Here is a 19,068-nt window from a genome sequence, read left to right as displayed (position 1 = left end):
AAGCCAAGATGTTCGATCAGGTCGTATTCGCCGGCGGCGGCAATCGCTGCTGGTGGCAGGCGGGATTCTGGGACGTGGTGCAGCCGGAGCTGGATATCCGGCCGCGCGTCATCGCCGGCATTTCGGCCGGCGCCGCCACCGCGTGCATGCTCTACACGCGCGATTCCGACTGGGTCATGCGCTATTACGAAGACGCGCTGCGCCACAACACCCGCAATGCCTACTGGGGCAATCTGCTGCGTGGCGAATCGGTGTTTCCGCATTACCGGATCTACCGGCAGGCGCTGCTCGATATCTACCGCGACCAATTTTCCACGCTTGCCGACGCGCCCGAAATCCGCATCGGCGTGTCGCACCTGCCGCGCTGGCTTGGCGCGCGCAGCGCCGTTGCCGCGGGCCTGATCGCGTACAACATCGAGAAATACGTGCGCAAAACGCTGCATCCGACCTTGGGTCAGACGCTCGGTTTTCATCCGGAATTTGTGCGCGCGCAGGATTGCGCGAGCGTCGAGGACCTCGCCGATCTGATCCTGCAATCGTCGAGTACGCCGCCGTTCACGCCGGTTTTACGGCGCAATGGCCGGCCGGTGCTCGACGGCGGGATGGTCGATAACGTGCCGGTCGGCGCGCTCGACGCCGATGCGCCCGGCAACGTGCTGGTGATGGTCACGCGCCTTTATCCGCGGCCGCAGATGTTCGTCGTGCCACACGGCGTGCAGCAACGGCTCTACGTGCAACCGTCGCGCAAGGTGCCCATTTCGAGTTGGGACTACACGAGTCCTTCGCAGATGGTGCACGCGTACAACCTGGGTCGCACCGACGGCGAGACCTTTCTGGAACGCATGCCCGATCTGCTGGAAGCCGGCGCACACGAAGTGCGCTGAGGCGGGTAGCGGCGCGGGACTAACGCCGAAAATTAACGCCGGCGCCCGCCCTGCAATGCTTCCGGATTCGCCACGCTGGACGTATCACCGGCGTCGAAAGCCAGAATGTTCTGGAACGCAGCGGTGAAATACAGCTCGTAGCTCTCGCGTTCCACGTAGCCGATGTGCGGCGTGCAGATTACGTTCTCCATGCGCAGCAGGCTGTAGCCCTGCAGAATCGGCTCGCTTTCGTAGACGTCGATCGCGACCATCCCCGGACGGTTGTGCGACAACGCATTGACGAGTGCGTTGTCGTCGAGCAGTTCGGCCCGGCTCGTGTTCACGAGCAACGCGGTCGGCTTCATCCGCATCAGGTCTTCCTGCTTGACGATGCCGCGCGTGTCGTCATGCAGTCGCAGGTGCAACGACAGCACATCGCTCTGCTCGAACAGCTCCTCGCGGCTCTCGGCCACACCATAGCCGTCCGCGCGCGCCGCTTCGCGTGAATGCTCGCGACCCCAGATCAGCACGTTCATGCCGAATGCCTTGCCGTACCCGGCAAGCAGGCGGCCGATCTTGCCGTAACCCCAAATCCCCAGCGTCTGACCGCGCAGCACCTGGCCCAAACCGAAGTTCGGCGGCAACGCCGACGTCTTCAAACCGGACTGCTGCCAGGCCCCTTGCTTAAGGTTTGCTACGTATTGCGGAATCCGCCGTTGAGCGGCCATGATGAGAGCCCACGTCAGTTCGGCCGGTGCGATCGGTGAGCCGCTGCCTTCCAGCACGGCAATGCCGCGCTCGGTACAAGCGGCCAGATCGATATGGCTGGAGACTTTGCCGGTTTGGCTGATCATGCGCAAACGCGGCAATTTATCGAGTAGTTGCGAGTTGATGCGGGTACGTTCGCGAATCAGGACGAGTGCGTCGACTTCGGAAAGACGGCTCGCCAACTGGCCGAGACCGCGGACGGTGTTGTTGAAAACCTTGACCTCATGGTCGGCCAGCAGTTGAAAGCAGTCGAGCTTGCGGACGGCGTCCTGGTAATCGTCGAGGATGGCAATCTTCATGGTATGTGTCTTGCGGTGCACCATAGCGGTGCGGAACCGAGTGTTATGCTGACTGTCCCACCATGTGACCCAGGTCACATGCCGGTCTGGCTGAATGCCTTACTGTAGAAGCTGCCGCGTAGAACGGCAGCGCCACGGCAAGGCCGATTGACATCGTTTTTAACAGTTTGTTGCGTGTTGAGGCAAGTCGCTTTACAGACGGTTGCAGACGACCGTCGGCTGGAACCTCCGCGCAACGCGCTGTGTAGCCCATGATGACCTGCACAAATTACGCGTCGGCTTGCAGGAATGTCGACGCAATGAATTGAACGCCTCTCGCATGCAGCGTCACTGGGCTTGTACCGTTTTTCTATTGCTTTCAAAACGGAGACAGGTCGATGAATCATCCCTCATTCGAAGGACAGCCCACTATCGAGGCGTCCGCAGGGGCGCCCGAGTGGGTCAAACACCGAAAACTGATCGAGTGGGTCCAGCGCGTTGCCGCCGTGACCCAGCCCGATCGAATCGTCTGGTGCGACGGTTCACAGGAAGAGTACGACCGCCTGTGTGCCCAGATGGTCGAAGCCGGCACCCTCAAGAAGCTCAATCCCGCCAAACGTCCCAACTCCTATCTCGCATGGTCCGATCCGTCGGACGTGGCGCGTGTCGAAGACCGCACCTACATCTGCTCGCAGCGTCGTGAAGATGCCGGGCCAACCAACAACTGGATCGAACCGGCTGAGGTGCGTGCAACGCTCAACGGCCTCTTCGACGGCGCCATGCGCGGCCGCACCATGTATGTGGTGCCGTTCTCGATGGGACCGCTCGGTTCGCCGATCGCGCACATCGGTGTCGAGTTGAGCGACAGCCCGTACGTGGTGACCAACATGCGCATCATGACGCGCATGGGTCGCAAGGTGTACGAGGTGCTGGGCGAAGACGGCGAGTTCGTGCCGTGCGTGCATTCCGTTGGCGCACCGCTCGCGGCGGGCGAGAAAGACGTGCCGTGGCCGTGCAACGACACGAAATACATCGTTCATTTCCCTGAATCGCGCGAAATCTGGAGTTACGGATCGGGCTACGGCGGCAATGCGTTGCTCGGCAAGAAGTGCTTTGCGCTGCGTATCGCGTCCACGATGGGCCGTGCCGAAGGCTGGCTCGCCGAACACATGCTGATTCTCGGCGTGACGTCGCCGCAAGGGCACAAGCATCACGTCGCGGCGGCGTTTCCGTCGGCGTGCGGCAAGACCAACTTTGCGATGCTGATTCCGCCGGAAGGTCTGAACGGCTGGAAAATCTCCACGATCGGTGACGATATTGCGTGGATCAAGCCAGGTAAGGACGGCCGTCTGTACGCGATTAACCCGGAGGCGGGCTATTTCGGCGTCGCGCCGGGCACGAGCGAAAAGACCAACTTCAACGCGATGGCCACGTTGAAGGAAAACGTCATCTTCACGAACGTCGCGCTAACCGACGACGGCGACGTCTGGTGGGAAGGCATGACCGACGAGCCGCCCGCGCACCTGATCGACTGGCAGGGCAAGGACTGGACGCCGGCGAGCGCGAAGGAGAGCGGGCGCAAGGCCGCGCACCCGAACGCGCGCTTCACGGCGCCGGCTTCGCAATGTCCGTCGATCGATGCCGACTGGGAGAACCCGGCCGGCGTCGCGATTGACGCGTTTATTTTCGGCGGCCGCCGCTCGACCACCGTGCCGCTCGTCACTGAAGCGCGCAATTGGGTCGAAGGCGTCTACATGGCGGCCACCATGGGCTCGGAAACGACCGCAGCGGCAGCGGGGCAGCAGGGCGTGGTGCGCCGCGACCCGTTCGCGATGCTGCCGTTCTGCGGCTACAACATGAGCGACTACTTCGGGCACTGGCTCAAAACCGGCGAGCGTCTCGAGAAACTGAACGCGAAGCTGCCGAAGATCTTCTGCGTCAACTGGTTCCGCAAGGGCGCGGACGGCAAGTTCGTCTGGCCGGGCTTCGGCGAGAACATGCGCGTGTTGAGCTGGATGGTCGGGCGCATCGAAGGCAAGGCGCAAGGTGAAGAACACACGTTCGGCGTGTCGCCGCACTATGAAGACATCGACTGGAGTGGCCTGGATTTCAGCCGCGAGCAATTCCAGCAGGTGATCTCGGTCGACGACGCGGCCTGGCGCGCCGAACTCGCGCTCCATACCGAGCTATTTGACACATTGCAGCAAGGTCTGCCGCCGGCTTTGAAAGAGACCAAACTTGCACTCGAAGGAAAGCTCGCTGCCTGATTAGGTGAGTGGTCACTTCGCACAGAAGCCGCCTTCGGGCGGTTTTTCTTTGCCGGTCCGACCCCGCATTGCGACCTTTTCTGATTTCGCAATGCCGGACGACCATTGCATCTGTTCGAACAAAAAAGACAGTGCAAGCTGCGCTGCAGCAGATTGTTGCTCTTATCGGAACAATCAAGGGTCACGCCCAACACTGGGGAACACAGTCGCACAAATTTCGACAATATTTCGTCTTTCGCGGGCAACTTCTGCACGATTTCGCGAGTCGTAGGAGAATTCCAAGTTCGCTTCACTGGTTTTCACTAATTGTCAGGAAGCAGTAACACGGCAGGAGTTGTCTTATGGATCATTTGCAGTCGATGCGAGTTTTCGTCAAAGTGGCGGATCTCGGCAGTTTTGCCCGCGCTGCGAGCGCGATGGATATTTCCAACGCAGTTGCCACCCGCCACGTTGCCGATCTCGAAGGCCGTCTTGGTACGCGGCTGCTCAATCGCACAACCCGCAGCTTGTCTCTGACCGAATCCGGTCAGGTTTATCTCGAGCGCGCGCGCCAGATTCTCGACGAACTGGAAGACGTCGAGCAGATGGTGGTCGCGCGCAATCACGAACCCGTCGGCACGTTGCGAATAGTCGCACCGGTCGTGTTCGGCTTGCATAACCTCGCGCCTGTGCTGCAGACGTACGCCGAGCGCTATCCGAAAGTCATTCCCGATGTCACGCTGGTCGACCGTCAGGTCGATCTGGTCGAAGAAGGTTTCGACGTCGGCGTGGTGGTCACACGGCAGATGCGCAGCGCGAGCATTGTCACGCGGCGTTTGACCACCGGTTGCATGACGGTGTGCGCGACGCCCGCGTATCTGGAAAAGCACGGCACGCCCACGCGTCCTGAGCATCTCCTCGAGCATCCGTGCCTGAGCTTGCCGTCTGAGTATTGGGGCGACGAGCGCGTGTTCACTGGTTCGGAAGGCGAAGTACGCGTGCGGCCGGTCAACGTCATCGTGGCGAACAACACGGAAATGCTGCGGCAGTTCGCGCTGCTCGGCATGGGCATCGCGATTCTGCCGAGCTACCTGATTGGCCGCGACATGACGCGCGGCAGGCTCGTGCGTTTGCTCGGCGATTTCCGTTTGCCGCAGGTCGAGATCAACATCGCGTATCCGAGCCGCCGTCACTTGCCGGCGAAGGTGCGTACGTTCATCGATCATCTGGTCGAGCATTTCAGCCAGACGCCGAACAGTCTGCTCGGTGAGCAGTGGATCAAGGACGGCCTTGGCAGGCCCGCCACGTCCGCCGCGCTCGATTCAGCGGATCCCATGCCGCCGGAAGCATTCGATGGCGCTGAGCCGCTGTCACGGCTGTTGGATAGCGAGTTATCGCCGCTGCCGAAGACTTTGACGAAGACGACGAATCGTCCGCGGCCAACCGCTGTGTCGCCGCTGTAATTAACCGAGCGATTGTGTCGGCAGCGCTTGAGATAAGCGCGGTCGGGCCGACAAATAAAAAGGCGCAGTCACGTAAGTGACTGCGCCTTTTTTATCGGCAAGTTCGAAGCTGGCCGGAGGTTGAATACCCTCCAGCCTTCGCCCGAATTACGAGCCCGTCTTGCGCGCTACTGCTTTCTTGGCCGGCGCCTTCTTGGCTGCGGCGGTCTTCGCTGCCGCAGTCTTCGTGGCAGGTGCTTTCTTCGCCGCGGCCTTCTTCGCGGGCGCCGCCTTTACTGCGATCGGTGCGTCTTCGTCATCAGACTCCGGCGCTGCCTTCGCTGCAGTCTTCGCCGCCGCGGTTTTCGCTGCGGTCTTGGCCGACGGCTCTTTCTTCTCGAATTCGAAGCCGATCTTGCCGTCGTTCTGCTTGACGAGGAACGCCTTGAAGTTGCGGCCGGTGCGCGACGACTTGAAGTTCGTCAGCAGATCGGTGCGTCCTTCTTCGAGCAACTTCGACATCTGCTCACGGGCGATTTCCTGCTGCAGAATCACCTTGCCCGAGCGGAAGTCACAAGTCTTCGGATTGGCAACCGAGTTCTCGCAGACATAGCTCATGCCGTGTTCGAACACGCGGCCCTTGCACTTCGGGCATGCGCCGACTGCCTCCTGATCGGAGAAGTCAGGCGGTTCGCCGTCTTCGCCGCCGGAATCCTGACCGAAGTCGAATTCGAGCTTGTAGTTCTTGATCTCGTCATCGAGCGAGAGCTTAAGGATCGCCGAGAACGGACGGCCCATCTTGCTGCGGAAACCCGACAGCGGTCCGATCGTCTTGTTCTGCAGCAGCTCTTCAACTTCCGGGATTTCGAACTGACGGCCACCCGGAATCTTCGAGATCGAAAACTCGCACTTCGAGCACGCGAAGCGCCGGTAGTTTTCCTTCACCTGACCGCCGCAATTCGGGCACGGCGTCTGCAACGTCGCGTAATCGCCCGGGATCGTGTCGGAGTCGTACTCTTTCGCGCGCTTGACGATGGTCTGCGTCATGCGGGCGATTTCCTGCATGAACGCGTCGCGCGGCAGGTTGCCACGCTCCATCTGCGAGAGCTTGTATTCCCACTCGCCGGTCAATTCCGGCGCGGTCAGTTCCTTCACGCCGAGACCGCGCAGTAGCGTCATCAGCTGGAATGCCTTGGCGGTCGGAATCAGATCGCGGCCTTCGCGGATCAAATACTTTTCACCGAGCAGGCCTTCGATGATGGCGGCGCGCGTGGCCGGCGTGCCGAGCCCCTTGGCCGCCATGGCTTCGCGCAATTCGTCGTCTTCGACCAGTTTGCCCGCGCCTTCCATGGCGGAGAGCAGGGTCGCTTCGTTGTAGCGTGCGGGCGGTTTCGTCACCAGTTGCTGGGCGGCGATCTTGTCCGTCTTGACCTTCTCGTCCTTCTGCACCGGCACGAGGTTCGCGTCTTCACCGCTGATTTCGCGGCCGTAGACCTGCAGCCAGCCCGGTTCGACCAGCACCTTGCCTTCAGTCTTGAAGTGATGACCGACCACTTCCGTGATCCGCGTCGTCACCCGGTACTCAGCGGCCGGGAAGAACACCGACAGGAAGCGCTTCACGACCAGGTCGTAGAGCTTCTGTTCCGGCTCGGACAGATTCTTCGGCGCCTGCGCCGTCGGGATGATTGCGAAGTGGTCGCTGATCTTCGAGTTATCGAAGATACGCTTGTTCGGCTTCACCCAGCCCTTGTCGAGCACCTGCTTGGCATACGGGAGATAGTTGTTGCTCTCCTTGAGCATGCCGAGCGTTTCCTTGACCGTATCCATATAGTCTTCCGGCAACGCACGTGCGTCGGTCCGGGGATAGGTCAGCACCTTGTGCTTTTCGTACAGCGCCTGAGCGAGACCCAGCGTGTTTTTCGCCGAGAAGCCGAAACGGCCGTTGGCCTCACGCTGCAAGCTGGTCAGGTCGAACAGCGCCGGCGACAGTTGCGTGGACGGCTTTGATTCTTCGGTTACCTTGCCGATCTGGCCGCGGCAGGCGGCGACGATCGTTTCGGCCGCGGGCAGTGCCCACAGGCGCGAATCGCGTTTTTCCGGATCGAACTCGTCGCGTTTGAATTGCGGATCGAACCAGCGGCCTTCGTAAAAACCGGCCGCGCAGACGAACTCCGCCTTCACTTCCCAGTAATCGCGCGGCACGAAGCGGCGAATCTTTTCTTCGCGTTCGACGACGATTGACAACGTGGGCGTCTGCACCCGCCCGACCGTGGTCAGGAAGAAGCCGCCACCCTTGCTGTTGAACGCAGTCATGGCGCGCGTGCCGTTGATGCCGACCAGCCAGTCCGCTTCCGAGCGGCAGCGTGCCGCATCGGCGAGCGGCTGCATTTCTTCGTCGCTACGCAGACGGGCAAAGCCGTCGCGGATCGAGCCGGCTGTCATCGACTGAAGCCACAGACGCTGTACCGGTTGCTTGGCTTTCGCGTGTTGCGCGATCAGGCGGAAAATCAGCTCGCCCTCGCGCCCCGCGTCACATGCGTTAATCAGGCGATCGACGTCTTTACGCTTGAGCAGCTTGGTCAGCACCTTCAGGCGCGACTCGCTCTTGGCGATCGGATTCAGATCGAAATGCGGCGGAATGACGGGCAGGTTGGCGAAGCTCCACTTGCCGCGCTTGACTTCATAGTCTTCGGGCGCGGCAATTTCCAGCAAGTGGCCGACTGCCGAGGAAAGGACGTACTCGTCGCTTTCGTAGTATTCGTCATGCTTGGTAAAGCCGCCCAAAGCCCGCGCGATGTCGTTCGCGACGGAAGGCTTTTCGGCGATGATCAGTGCTTTGGACATGACTCGATGTGAGGTTGGTAGATCCGGGTTGATGGCCTTGAGTGCGCATTTATTAGCGCGACCCTCGTTTGCGACCTTTGCGACCCAATAACGACCGCTTTATAGCACACGGCGCCGACGCGGCGTGTCAAGTGCCATAAAAAGCGCGCCATGATAATTGCGCGCTCAGTAACTGGGCAAGCTGCGGAAAACGCGCTGTGTGTCGGTCGCAACGCCCGTGCCGTAAGGTTCAGCGGCTGGCGGCCACATTCACGCGACGGCGAGCGCGGGCCGCAGTTTGGGTGCGCCGCTGACGCCGGGCACCGCCGTCAGATCGGACAACATCCGCTCCACAATCGCCGCCTGCGGCAAAACCGTGCCAAAAAAACGTGTCGTTACTGAGTCTTCGATCAGGATGGTCGGGAAATTCTCGACATCCAGGTCCTCGAAGCGGTCCGCATGGGTTTCGATGTCGATCCATGCGAAACAGATCTCCGGATGCTTATCGGCCAGCCGGTCGAAGGCATCCCGATACTCACGGCACGTCCCGCACCACTCCGCGCACAGGCAGGCAACGAACAGCGTGTCGGGTTCGTTGACGCGCTCGGCGATCCGGTCTTGGTCGGTGTCGAGATTCAGCGCGGGCATGGTCGTTCCTTGCGTACTTTTGTCAGGTGCTTTGGCGCGAATGTAGCATGGCCGATCCCGAATGGTGGTCAACCCATGGTCCATGCGGGGTCAGCCGTGGGCGGCTCGCGTGAAGCGGCCACCGGGCAGCGCGGTCACCTGGCCGGCGAGTTCGAGCTGCAGCAGCGTGTTTTGCAATGCCGCGTCCCCCATCTCGGTACGAGTGGCAAGAATTTCAAGCGTGGCGGGGGCGTGGCCGAGCGCATCGAGGAGTTGCAACGCCTCTGCGCTCATGGCCGGCGGGGCTGTGGGTGATGCCGGCGCAGTTGCTACGGACCTCGCGATGCCCAATTCCTCCAGCACCTCATCGGGCGTTTCCACCAGCTTGGCGCCCTGCTTGATGATTCGATGACAACCGCGCGACAAGGGCGCATGGATCGAGCCGGGCAACGCGAAGATATCGCGCCCCATTTCATTGGCGAGCCGAGCCGTGATCAGCGAGCCTGAGCGCATGGCGGCCTCGACGATCACAACCCCGCTGACGAGGCCGGCGATCAGGCGGTTACGTTGCGGAAAATTGGCGGCGCGCGCCGGCGTGCCGAGCGGCCATTCCGAAAGGATCGCGCCTTCCGTTGCTATCTGCCGCGCCAGTGCATGATGCGCGGCCGGATACACGAGGTCGGCTCCGGTGCCGATCACGGCCACCGTACTACCGGCGCCTTCCAGGCCACCCCGATGCGCGGCACCATCAATGCCCAGCGCGAGCCCCGATACGATCGTGACACCGGCCTGCGAAAGCTCACGCGCGAAGCGCTCCGCGTCCTCCGCGCCTTGCGGCGTTGCGCTGCGGCTGCCCACCAGAGCGACCGCCCTTGTATGCAACAGATCGAGCCGGCCCTTTATATATAGTAGGGGCGGCGGATCGGGCATGGTCAGGAGCGCCGGCGGGTAGGCGGGATCGTCGAGTGTCACCACGTGGTTGCCGGGCAGCTCGTGCCATGCGATCACCGCGTCGAGTTGCGCGTCGAAATCTGGGCTGGACGGCGCCAGCACGGCACGCGCCGCGGCCTCACCCGCGAACTCGGCAAGCGCCTCGGGCGATTGATTGAAGATCGCTTCCGGTAGCCCGAAAGCGGCCAGTAGCAGGCGCAGGGCAGCGGGCTTCAGCCCCGGCGCGAGTGAAAGCCGCAGCCAGGCGGCGAGTTCAATATTGGTTGCGGGCAAGGTATCCATTGACGGTCGATCCTCTTACAGGGCCAGCGGGCAGGCGGGCGCCATGCTAAAATTTTCATCATCCGAAATAACTGCAGCGCCGCGCCCACCCGCGCGGGCTCGTCGTTTGGCGCACGTGGCGCGTTGAATCGAACCGGTTCGACAGCCTCTATCCTCTGCGTAACGCGATGTGCCCACAACCTGGCCGAATGGCCAACGCTAGCCTTCCACCGGCAGCGGCGCCGAAAAAACACACTCAAGATCATGGCTTTACTGAACATTCTCAATTACCCGGACAAGCGGCTGCACAAGATTGCGAAGCCGGTCGAAGTCGTCAACGACCGCATCCGCCGGCTCGTCGCCGACATGTCCGAAACGATGTACGCCGCGCCCGGCGTCGGCCTCGCGGCGACCCAGGTGGACGTGCATGAACGCGTGATCGTGATCGACGTGTCGGAAACGCACGACGAACTGCTCGCCTTCATCAATCCGGAAATCATCTGGTCGAGCGACGAGAAGAAGTTGTCGGAAGAGGGCTGCCTCTCGGTACCGGGCATTTACGACAACGTCGAGCGCGCCGAGAAAGTGCGCGTGCGGGCGCTGAACGAGAAGGGCGAAACCTTCGAGCTGGATTGCGAAGGCCTGCTGGCCGTTTGCATTCAACACGAGATGGATCACCTGATGGGCCGCGTGTTCGTCGAGTACCTGTCGTCGCTCAAGCAGACCCGCATCAAGAGCAAGATGAAGAAGCTCGCTCATGCGATGTAACGCGCGTCCACCTCGCCTACTGCCCCCTTCATGAGTCATTCGTTGCGCGTCATCTTTGCCGGTACGCCGGAGTTCGCCGCGGCCGCGCTGGCCGCGATTCACAGCGCCGGTTTTCCGGTGCCGCTCGTGCTGACCCAGCCCGACCGGCCAGCGGGTCGCGGGATGAAATTGCAGGCGAGTCCGGTCAAGCGCTACGCGCAGGAACACGGGCTTGCCGTGGCGCAGCCGCCTTCGCTGCGCCGCGTCGGCAAATATCCGGCCGAAGCTGCGGCCGCGATCGATCAACTGCGCGCCACGCCGCACGACGTGATGGTGGTGGCCGCTTACGGTCTGATCCTGCCGCAGGAAGTGCTCGATATTCCGCCGCTGGGCTGCATCAACATTCACGCGTCGCTGTTGCCGCGCTGGCGCGGTGCCGCGCCGATCCACCGCGCGATCGAGGCGGGCGACACGGAAACCGGCATCACGCTGATGCAGATGGACGTCGGTCTCGACACCGGCGCGATGATTTCCGAAGCACGCACGCCGATCTCCAACGACGACACGACCGCTACCTTGCACGACCGCCTCGCACAGGACGGCGCGAAGCTGATCGTCGAAGCGCTGATCGAACTCGAGCGCAGCGGCAAGCTGGCGGCAACGCCGCAACCCGCGGACGGCGTGACTTACGCGGAAAAGATCGGCAAGCACGAGGCTGCACTCGACTGGCGCGAGCCGGCCGCGGTCCTCGCGCGTCAGGTGCGCGCGTTCGACCCGTTCCCCGGCGGCGTGGGCACGCTGGAAGACGGTACGTCGATCAAGATCTGGGCAGCGGTTCCGGTCGAGGCGCAAGGCAACACAGCGCCCGGCACGATCGCCGACGTCTCTCCGGAAGGCGTCGTGGTTGCCTGTGGTGAAGGCGCCCTGCGTCTCACGCAATTGCAAAAACCCGGCGGCAAGCGCTTGCCGGTGCGCGAATTCCTGGCCGGCGCCACGCTGGCCGCGGGTCAGCGTTTCCAGCTGCCCGAAGCAAAATAACCGCCTTGCGCATAGCTTGAACATCGTCCATTCGGCCGATGTTCAGGAGCCCCGCTGCAGGTCTGCAGCGCGTTAGAATCCTCTATGCAACAGCCCGCGTTTAGAGGATCCCCATGTTTGGCATCACCCATTTCGAGTTTTTCGTCGTTGCCGTCTTTCTGCTGAATGTGACGCCCGGTCCCGATACGGCTTACATCGTCGGGCGCAGCGTCGCGCAGGGACGTGGCGCAGGGCTGATGTCAGCGCTCGGTATCTCCGCCGGTTGCTGCGTTCATTCGCTTGCCTGTGCGTTCGGCTTGACGGCGCTGCTGGCCGCTTCGGCCACCGCGTTCACCGTCATCAAATTCGTCGGCGCTATTTATCTGATGTATCTCGGCGTGCGCCTGATTTTCGTCAAACCGGCGGCGGATCAGGCGGTGGGCGAAACGCGCGCGGCCGGCGCGCCGAAGTCGTTGCGTCAGTTGTTCCTGCAAGGCTTCTGGACCAATGTGCTGAATCCCAAGGTCGTGCTGTTCTTCGTGTCGTTCTTTCCGCAATTCGTCACAACGGGCAGCGACCATAAGGCGCTGGCGTTTCTCACGCTCGGCGGGGTGTTCGTCGTGATGAGCATGATCTGGAACAGTTTTGTCGCGTGGGTTGCCGGCAGCGTGACCCAGCGCTTCTCCGGCCAGCCGCTGGTGAAGCGGTGGCTGGATCGCGGCGTCGGTGGCGCATTCGTCGGCTTGGGCATCAAGCTCGCCACCGCATCAAGATGATTGAATTTTCCTCACGCGCCCATATCTAACATTTCGCTTACAATCAGCCGCCGCGATCACGCGGCGCAGATATGAACCCGCGTTAGGGCAAGGAGTAGCAGACATGTTCAATTGGGTCAAAACCGCGATGTTGATGGCCGCGATCACGGCCCTTTTCATCGTGATCGGCGGGATGATCGGCGGATCGCGCGGTATGACGATCGCGCTCGTGATCGCCCTTGGGATGAATTTCTTTTCGTACTGGTTCTCGGACAAGATGGTTCTGCGCATGTACAACGCGCAGGAAGTCGACGAAAACAGTGCGCCGCAGTTCTACCGCATGGTGCGCGAGCTTTCCACGCGTGCTGGCCTGCCGATGCCGCGCGTCTACCTGATCAACGAAGACGCGCCGAACGCGTTCGCCACCGGTCGCAATCCGGAACATGCGGCGGTTGCCGCCACCACGGGCATCCTGCGTGTGTTGTCCGAGCGCGAAATGCGTGGCGTGATGGCGCACGAACTGGCGCACGTGAAGCACCGCGACATTCTGATCTCCACGGTTTCGGCGACCATGGCCGGCGCCATTTCCGCGCTGGCGAACTTCGCGATGTTCTTCGGCAGCCGTGACGAAAACGGCCGTCCCACGAACCCCATTGCGGGCATCGCTGTCGCGTTGCTCGCACCGATCGCCGGTGCGCTGATTCAGATGGCGATCTCACGTGCACGCGAATTCGAAGCGGACCGCGGCGGCGCGCAGATTTCCGGCGACCCGCAGGCGCTCGCCTCGGCGCTCGACAAGATCCATCGCTACGCGAGCGGCATTCCGTTCCCTACGGCCGAGCAGCATCCGGCCACCGCGCAGATGATGATCATGAATCCGCTGTCAGGCGGTGGCATCGCGAATCTGTTCTCGACGCACCCGGCCACCGAGGAACGCATCGCGCGTTTGATGGAAATGGCGCGTACGGGGCGCTTCGAGTAACGGTGCACTGACCCGGCGATCCAGCGTGACGAAAGGCGAGTCTGCGGGCTCGCCTTTTTTGTTCAAGGGCCACCGCCAGTCCGCCTTCGGCGGTCTCTACCCCACGCCACGCTACAATGTGTGCTGATTGCGCCGCGCGTACCGCACGGCCTGCCTTTGCCTTTTTCATGACTCCAAAGCCTTCTTCGCGTTCTGCTTCGCCATCGACGCGTCCGCGCGAATCCCGTTTGACGATGCTGCATCTCGCGCCCGAATCGCTGGGTTTCGCGCTCGACTGCGCGGGCCAGGCCGTCGGCGCCGTGCGCCTCGGCGCGGCGTTGCCGGCCGCGTTGCAAGCCGTATTCGTCTCCGCGCCTGAAGGCAGCGCCGCTGCTGCGCGCGGCGCGGTGCAGGACATCGCGTACCGCACCATGCGGCGTCTGGCGACCGCCGAGTGGCTGATCGCGAAGTTGGTGAAGAAGGCACCCCCGCCGCACGTCGGTCATGTGCTCGCCTGCGCGCTCGCTTTGCTCGTCGACGATGAAGCGAACGCCGCCTACACGCCGTTCACGGTTGTCGATCAGGCGGTAAGCGCCATCGCCGCGCGTCGTGAATTCGCGTTCGCAAAGGGTCTCGTCAACGCCGTGCTGCGTAATTTCCTACGTGAGCGTGAGGCGCTGCTGAGCGCAGCGCAAGCCGACGAAGTCGCGCGCTGGAACTACCCGGCGTGGTGGATCGATGCGGTGAAGCGCGCGTGGCCCGATGCCTGGCAAGCCGTGCTCGCCTCCGGCAACACGCAAGGTCCGCTGACATTGCGCGTCAACGCGCGCCGCTCGACAGTCGACGCCTATCTGCAGGTGCTGCACGACCATCACATTCCCGCGAGCAGGGCCGGCGAATACGCCGTCAAGCTCGCCACGGCGATGTCCGTCGACCGGATCCCCGGCTTCAACGACGGCGTGGTGTCCGTGCAAGACGCCGGCGCGCAACTCGCTGCGCAACTGCTTGGCGTGCGTGACGGCATGCGTGTGCTCGACGCGTGCGCAGCGCCTGGCGGCAAAACCGGCCATCTGCTCGAACTCGCCAACTTGCAACTCGTGGCGCTCGAAAGCGACGCGTCGCGCGCGCGTCGCATCGGTGAAAACTTGCAGCGGCTCAAGCTCGAAGCGGAAGTGCGTATCGGCGACGCGGGCGCGCCCGCAAAATGGCACGACGACATCGACCAGCCGTTCGACCGCATTCTGGCCGACGTGCCGTGTTCGGCCTCGGGCATCGTGCGGCGTCATCCCGATATTCGCTGGCTGCGTCGCGCGTCGGATATTCCCGCGCTGGTCGCCGAGCAGCGCCGCATTCTCGACGCGCTATGGCCACTTGTGAAGCCTGGCGGCGAGTTGCTCTACGTTACGTGTTCGATCTTCCCCGAAGAAGGCGAGTTGCAGGCGCAGTGGTTTGGAAACAAGTACCAGGATGCGGTACGATTGGACGCGCCGGGGCAACTTTTACCTTCAGTTGCCCGCGCGCCCGCCGGCACATCGGCCGGGTCCCATGCCGGACATGCCGCTGAAGATAGCGCCGGCTCGAACTCAGACCACGACGGATTTTTCTACGCGCGCTTTCAGAAACGGTGACCATCAAACGCTTCTTCCCGCTTCGGCTCGCTGCCGTGCTCTGGATCGTGCTGGCCGTGTGGCTCGCCGTACCGGGCGCGGCGTATGCCGATTCGATCGCGGTGCAGCGCGCGTCGCTGCAATCGGACAACACCGGCTGGAGCATCGACGCGCGTTTCGACTTCGACCTGAACAGCAATCTCGAAGACGCCGTCAACAAAGGCATTCCGCTGTACTTCACGACAGACTTCGAACTGAGCCGGCCGCGCTGGTACTGGTTCGACGAGCAGCCAGTGAGCGTGTCGCAGAGCATCCGCCTGTCGTTCCAGCCGCTTACGCGTGAGTATCGTGTGTCGAGCGTGTCGTCGGGTGGCTTGCAGCTCGGCTTCACGACGCTGAAAGATGCGCTCGCGGTGATCAAGCACATCACGTCGTGGCACGTGATCGATCGCAATCAGGTGCATGTCGGGGAGACGTACAACGCGTCGGTGCGCATGCAACTCGACATCGCACTGATGCCCAAGCCGTTCCAGATCGACGCGGTGAACAACCGCGACTGGAGCCTCTCGTCGGAGTGGAAACGCTTTACCTTCACGGTGACCGAACGTGCTAAATAGAGTGCGCCAAGCCACCAGCGTCAGCAGCATCGTCGTGCGCGTGCTGGTGTCCACGGTCGCCGTGACGGCCGTGCTGCTGCTCGTGCTGCTTGCAGCGGCGAGCGCGAATACCGAATTTTTCGACCGCTATTACCAGTGGCTGTACGCGGCCAATCTCGTGGTCGCGATGATCTTTTTGCTGGTGGTGGCGACGCTCGTCATCATCATCATTGCGCGGCTTAGAAAAGGTAAGTTCGGCACCCGGCTGTTAGCGAAACTTGCGTTCTTCATGGCGTTGGTCGGTGTGGTGCCGGGTGGCATCATTTACGTGGTCTCGTATCAGTTCGTCTCGCGCAGTATCGAATCGTGGTTCGACGTGAATGTCGAAACTGCGTTGACTTCGGGCCTGAATCTCGGCCGCGGCATGCTCGACGCCTCGCTGTCCGATCTGCAGACCAAGGGCCGCCTGATGTCCGAGCAGCTGGCGAGCGCTGATGCCGCCGGCACCACACTCACGCTGCTGCGCTTGCGCGATCAGTTCGGCGTGCAGGACGCGACGATCGTCGAACCCACGCGCAGCATGTCGGGCGCAACGCCGGACATGCACGTGGTCGCGCAGGCGTCCGGCAATTACGCGACGCTCGTGTCGAACGACTTGCCCACGCCATTGATGATCGATCAGGCGCGTGGCCGCGGCTATGCAGCGATCGAAGGGGAAGTCGACGGCGATCCGCGCGCGCACGGCAGCAAGGGCGCGTTGCGGCTGCGCGTCGTGCAGCGCATTCCCGATTCGAACGCGTCGCTGTTGCAGCCCGCCGAACGCTTCCTGCAGCTCACGCAGCCGGTGTCGCCGTCGCTCGCGCGTAATGCCGACGCAGTGCAGCGGGCTTATCGCGAATATCAGGAGAAGGCGCTGGGCCGTACCGGATTGCGCAAGATGTACATCGGCACGCTGACGCTCGCGCTGTTCCTCGCCACCTTCATCGCGATGATGCTGGCGCTCGCGCTTGGCAATCAGCTTGCGCGGCCGTTGTTCCTGCTCGCGCAGGGCACCAAGGAAGTGACCGAAGGCGACTACACGCCGAAGCGCGAAATCAAATCGCGCGACGAGCTGGGCTTCCTCACGCAGTCGTTTAACGCCATGACGCGGCAGCTCTCCGAAGCGCGTGCGGCGGTCGAGAACAACCGGATCGCACTCGAGCATTCGAAAGCCTATCTGGAAAGCATTCTCGCGAACCTGACCGCCGGCGTGTTCGTGTTCGACCGGCAGTTCCGTCTCACTACCGCAAACCGCGGCGCCGAGCGGATTTTCCGTCAGCAGTTCCAGGAGGTAATGGGCTCGGCGCTCGAGCAGATTGGCGTGTTGAGCGAATTCGGCGGCATGGTGCGCAAGGCCTTCGCCGATCGCGAGGCCGCGAGCGGTGACGGTCACGACGACCGCGGCCACTGGCAGCAGCAGTTCTCGGTGCAGGTGCCGGGCGAAACCGAGCCGCTCACCTTGCTTGTGCGAGGCGCGCGTCTCGTGTCCGCCACCGACCGCGATGCGGAAGACATGCAGACCTCCGGCTACGTCGTGGTGTTCGACGATATTTCGGATGTGATCTCCGCGCAGCGTTCGATCGCCTGGGGCGAAGTGGCGCGGCGTCTCGCGCACGAAATCAAGAACCCGCTCACGCCGATCCAGCTGTCCGCCGAGCGTTTGCAGATGAAACTCGCCGACAAGCTGTCGCCATCGGATGCCGATGTGCTGAAGCGCGGCGCGACCACCATCGTCAACCAGGTCGCGGCGATGAAGCAGATGGTCGACAATTTCCGCGACTATGCACGCACGCCTCCGGCGGTGCTCGCGCATCTGCAACTGAACGAACTGGTCAGCGAAGTGCTCACGCTGTACGGTATCGAAGAAGGCAAGGGCGCCATTCAGGTAGAACTCGCGGATTTGCCGGCGATTCGTGGCGACGCGACACAATTGCGACAGGTGATTCACAACCTGCTGCAGAATGCGCAGGATGCGGTGGCCGACGTCGAACAACCGCGTGTGTTGCTCGAGACGAGGACAGTAGAATACGGAGACCCCGACGCGGAAGGCAAAGTACACGTCGCGGTGCGTCTGACAGTGTCGGATAACGGACCGGGCTTCCCCGCGCGTATCCTGACACGTGCATTCGAACCTTACGTGACGACCAAGGCCAAAGGTACGGGCCTCGGTCTTGCGATGGTCAAGAAGATCGTCGACGAACACGGCGCGCGCATCGACATTCGCAACCGCATGAAAGCGGGCGATGTGATCGAGGGCGCGCAGATTTCGATCCTCTTCCTTCAACTGGCAGACGATGCCGCGGCACCTGGAGCAGGGTCGCGGCCGGCGCATGGCAATGCGTCACAGGGAACGACAAAAGCAACAGTGCAGACAAGGGCAGCGTAAATGGCAACCATCCTGGTGGTAGATGATGAAATGGGCATCCGGGAATTGCTCTCGGAGATCCTGAGCGACGAGGGGCATGTCGTGGAGGCCGCGGAAAACGCGCAGGAAGCGCGCGAATTCCGCTTGCGCCAGGCGCCGGACCTGGTGCTGCTCGACATCTGGATGCCCGATACGGACGGCGTGACCTTGCTCAAAGAATGGGCCGCGCAGGGGCAACTGACCATGCCGGTGATCATGATGTCCGGTCACGCAACGATCGATACGGCAGTTGAAGCGACCAAGATCGGCGCACTCAATTTCCTCGAGAAGCCGATCGCGTTGCAGAAGCTGCTGAAGGCCGTCGAGCAGGGTCTCGCCCGCGGAAATGCGGTCGGTGCACCGGGCGGCGCGGTCGCCAAGCCGGCGTTGCCGGTCAGCGCCTCGGCCGTGGCGTCGGCGGCTGCGTTGCCGATGCTGTCGTCGGATGGCATGGGCAGCGGCGCGTTGGCTGCGCAAACGGCGTCGATCTCGTTCGACATCCCGTTGCGCGATGCGCGCGACGCGTTCGAGCGTGCTTACTTCGAATATCACCTCGCGCGTGAGAATGGCAGCATGACGCGCGTCGCGGAAAAGACGGGTCTCGAGCGCACGCACTTGTATCGCAAGCTCAAGCAGCTCGGTGTCGATCTCGGCAAGAACAAAGGAGAGTGAACGGCCTGCGC

General features: G+C 62.4%; 15 protein-coding genes. 11 read left to right on the top strand and 4 right to left on the bottom strand.

Annotated elements, in window-relative coordinates:
• Nucleotides 1–8: 8 nt before the first annotated feature.
• On the top strand, nucleotides 9–884 hold the full coding sequence (locus tag KHO33_RS33505) for a patatin-like phospholipase family protein (RefSeq protein ID WP_200567023.1): 876 nt from the start codon (nucleotides 9–11) through the stop codon (nucleotides 882–884).
• Between the two features lie 32 nt (nucleotides 885–916).
• On the opposite strand, the gene KHO33_RS33500 is transcribed toward KHO33_RS33505, so the two are convergent.
• Nucleotides 917–1,930 carry a D-2-hydroxyacid dehydrogenase family protein gene (locus KHO33_RS33500; RefSeq protein ID WP_200567022.1) on the bottom strand — a complete coding sequence of 338 codons (1,014 nt, stop codon included), beginning with the start codon at nucleotides 1,928–1,930 and terminating at the stop codon, nucleotides 917–919.
• 377 nt (nucleotides 1,931–2,307) lie between these two features.
• Here KHO33_RS33500 and KHO33_RS33495 point away from each other — a divergent pair, with 377 nt between their 5' ends.
• Entirely contained in the window at nucleotides 2,308–4,176 is a 1,869-nt protein-coding gene (locus KHO33_RS33495; protein WP_200567021.1) for a phosphoenolpyruvate carboxykinase (GTP), read from the top strand.
• Between the two features lie 341 nt (nucleotides 4,177–4,517).
• Nucleotides 4,518–5,618: a LysR family transcriptional regulator gene (locus KHO33_RS33490; RefSeq protein ID WP_093634620.1), complete on the top strand. Its 1,101-nt coding sequence runs from the start codon at nucleotides 4,518–4,520 to the stop codon at nucleotides 5,616–5,618.
• Nucleotides 5,619–5,765: 147 nt separating this feature from the next.
• On the opposite strand, the gene KHO33_RS33485 is transcribed toward KHO33_RS33490, so the two are convergent.
• The 3 genes from KHO33_RS33485 to dprA all read right to left on the bottom strand — a co-directional run bounded on the left by KHO33_RS33485 (nucleotide 5,766) and on the right by dprA (nucleotide 10,280).
• A complete protein-coding gene (locus KHO33_RS33485) occupies nucleotides 5,766–8,441 on the bottom strand; it encodes a DNA topoisomerase III (protein WP_054037101.1) in 2,676 nt (891 codons plus the stop codon).
• 249 nt (nucleotides 8,442–8,690) lie between these two features.
• Nucleotides 8,691–9,068 carry a thioredoxin family protein gene (locus tag KHO33_RS33480; protein ID WP_054037185.1) on the bottom strand — a complete coding sequence of 126 codons (378 nt, stop codon included), beginning with the start codon at nucleotides 9,066–9,068 and terminating at the stop codon, nucleotides 8,691–8,693.
• 90 nt (nucleotides 9,069–9,158) lie between these two features.
• Nucleotides 9,159–10,280: a DNA-processing protein DprA gene (gene dprA, locus KHO33_RS33475; RefSeq protein WP_200567020.1), complete on the bottom strand. Its 1,122-nt coding sequence runs from the start codon at nucleotides 10,278–10,280 to the stop codon at nucleotides 9,159–9,161.
• A 243-nt stretch (nucleotides 10,281–10,523) separates the two neighbouring features.
• On the opposite strand from dprA, the gene def reads away from it, so the two are divergent.
• From def to esaR, 8 genes are all read left to right on the top strand, one after another.
• Nucleotides 10,524–11,027, top strand: coding sequence for a peptide deformylase (gene def / locus KHO33_RS33470; protein WP_054037103.1), 504 nt, complete (start codon nucleotides 10,524–10,526; stop codon nucleotides 11,025–11,027).
• 30 nt (nucleotides 11,028–11,057) lie between these two features.
• Complete coding sequence (gene fmt, locus KHO33_RS33465; RefSeq protein WP_200567019.1) at nucleotides 11,058–12,044, top strand: methionyl-tRNA formyltransferase; 987 nt, start codon at nucleotides 11,058–11,060, stop codon at nucleotides 12,042–12,044.
• Nucleotides 12,045–12,157: 113 nt separating this feature from the next.
• Nucleotides 12,158–12,799 (top strand): LysE family translocator, encoded by a 642-nt coding sequence (locus tag KHO33_RS33460; RefSeq protein ID WP_200567018.1) that lies wholly within the window; start codon nucleotides 12,158–12,160, stop codon nucleotides 12,797–12,799.
• 103 nt (nucleotides 12,800–12,902) lie between these two features.
• The gene (gene htpX / locus KHO33_RS33455; RefSeq protein WP_054037107.1) at nucleotides 12,903–13,760 is read left to right on the top strand and encodes a zinc metalloprotease HtpX; all 858 of its coding nucleotides are present in this window, start codon (nucleotides 12,903–12,905) and stop codon (nucleotides 13,758–13,760) included.
• 167 nt (nucleotides 13,761–13,927) lie between these two features.
• Nucleotides 13,928–15,367, top strand: coding sequence for a 16S rRNA (cytosine(967)-C(5))-methyltransferase RsmB (gene rsmB, locus KHO33_RS33450; protein ID WP_200567017.1), 1,440 nt, complete (start codon nucleotides 13,928–13,930; stop codon nucleotides 15,365–15,367).
• Nucleotides 15,364–15,963: a DUF4390 domain-containing protein gene (locus tag KHO33_RS33445; RefSeq protein ID WP_054037187.1), complete on the top strand. Its 600-nt coding sequence runs from the start codon at nucleotides 15,364–15,366 to the stop codon at nucleotides 15,961–15,963. Before rsmB ends, KHO33_RS33445 begins: the two co-directional genes overlap by 4 nt.
• Nucleotides 15,953–18,367 carry a sensor histidine kinase gene (locus KHO33_RS33440; RefSeq protein ID WP_200567016.1) on the top strand — a complete coding sequence of 805 codons (2,415 nt, stop codon included), beginning with the start codon at nucleotides 15,953–15,955 and terminating at the stop codon, nucleotides 18,365–18,367. The genes KHO33_RS33445 and KHO33_RS33440 overlap by 11 nt, the downstream gene beginning before the upstream one ends.
• On the top strand, nucleotides 18,368–19,057 hold the full coding sequence (gene esaR, locus KHO33_RS33435; protein ID WP_054037109.1) for a response regulator transcription factor EsaR: 690 nt from the start codon (nucleotides 18,368–18,370) through the stop codon (nucleotides 19,055–19,057).
• The last annotated feature ends 11 nt before the right edge of the window (nucleotides 19,058–19,068 follow it).

Source organism: Paraburkholderia nemoris (genome assembly GCF_905221015.1).
Classification (GTDB): Bacteria; Pseudomonadota; Gammaproteobacteria; order Burkholderiales; family Burkholderiaceae; genus Paraburkholderia; species Paraburkholderia nemoris.
Note: the sequence above shows the minus strand (reverse complement) of the source record. Positions and strands in the feature narration are given on the sequence as shown.

Coding starts and splice junctions, on each gene's coding strand:
- rsmB (WP_200567017.1), top strand. CDS start 13,928: ATGACTCCAAAGCCTTCTTCGCGTTCTGCTTCGCCATCGACGCGTCCG.
- KHO33_RS33490 (WP_093634620.1), top strand. CDS start 4,518: ATGGATCATTTGCAGTCGATGCGAGTTTTCGTCAAAGTGGCGGATCTC.
- KHO33_RS33485 (WP_054037101.1), bottom strand. CDS start 8,441: ATGTCCAAAGCACTGATCATCGCCGAAAAGCCTTCCGTCGCGAACGAC.
- fmt (WP_200567019.1), top strand. CDS start 11,058: ATGAGTCATTCGTTGCGCGTCATCTTTGCCGGTACGCCGGAGTTCGCC.
- KHO33_RS33480 (WP_054037185.1), bottom strand. CDS start 9,068: ATGCCCGCGCTGAATCTCGACACCGACCAAGACCGGATCGCCGAGCGC.
- htpX (WP_054037107.1), top strand. CDS start 12,903: ATGTTCAATTGGGTCAAAACCGCGATGTTGATGGCCGCGATCACGGCC.
- esaR (WP_054037109.1), top strand. CDS start 18,368: ATGGCAACCATCCTGGTGGTAGATGATGAAATGGGCATCCGGGAATTG.
- def (WP_054037103.1), top strand. CDS start 10,524: ATGGCTTTACTGAACATTCTCAATTACCCGGACAAGCGGCTGCACAAG.
- KHO33_RS33500 (WP_200567022.1), bottom strand. CDS start 1,930: ATGAAGATTGCCATCCTCGACGATTACCAGGACGCCGTCCGCAAGCTC.
- KHO33_RS33505 (WP_200567023.1), top strand. CDS start 9: ATGTTCGATCAGGTCGTATTCGCCGGCGGCGGCAATCGCTGCTGGTGG.
- dprA (WP_200567020.1), bottom strand. CDS start 10,280: ATGGATACCTTGCCCGCAACCAATATTGAACTCGCCGCCTGGCTGCGG.
- KHO33_RS33460 (WP_200567018.1), top strand. CDS start 12,158: ATGTTTGGCATCACCCATTTCGAGTTTTTCGTCGTTGCCGTCTTTCTG.
- KHO33_RS33495 (WP_200567021.1), top strand. CDS start 2,308: ATGAATCATCCCTCATTCGAAGGACAGCCCACTATCGAGGCGTCCGCA.